This window comes from Actinomadura sp. BRA 177 (assembly GCF_013372625.1).
Taxonomy (GTDB): Bacteria; Actinomycetota; Actinomycetes; order Streptosporangiales; family Streptosporangiaceae; genus Spirillospora.
The window spans coordinates 1-435 of sequence record NZ_JABXFD010000036.1; the positions used below are offsets into that span (position 1 = coordinate 1).

Annotated in this window: 1 pseudogene; it reads left to right on the forward strand. The window is 77.2% G+C overall.

Annotated elements, in window-relative coordinates:
• Nucleotides 1–299, forward strand: a pseudogene (locus HUX53_RS00165) (monooxygenase); the annotation flags it as partial.
• Nucleotides 300–435: the final 136 nt, after the last annotated feature.

Here is a 435-nt window from a genome sequence, read left to right on the forward strand (position 1 = left end):
GAGCCGCGCACCCCATGACGCCCAACCTCGGGCAGGGCGCCTGCCAGGCCATCGAGGACGCCGTCGTCCTCGCCCACGCCCTCACCGCCGGCGACGGACCGGCCGCCTACACCGCCGCGCGGCTCCCCCGCACCACCGCGGTGATGCGCCGCTCCCACCGCGTCGCGCGCCTCACCGCCCTGTCCGGCCGCGTCCCCGTCACCGCCCGCGACACCCTCCTGCGGCTCGCCGGGCTCCTCGGCCCCACCGCCGTCCTACGCCAGGGCGACATGCTGTTCCGCTGGCGCCCGCCCGCCTGACCCGGGCCCGCTGGTCGTAGGCTCCCGGATGTGACGGGCCGCGATCCGCAGTACCTGGCGTTCCTGCGCCACCGCCTCACCGAACCCGCCGAACCCGGCGGGTTCGGTGAGGCGGTGGCGCAGGAACGCCAGGTAC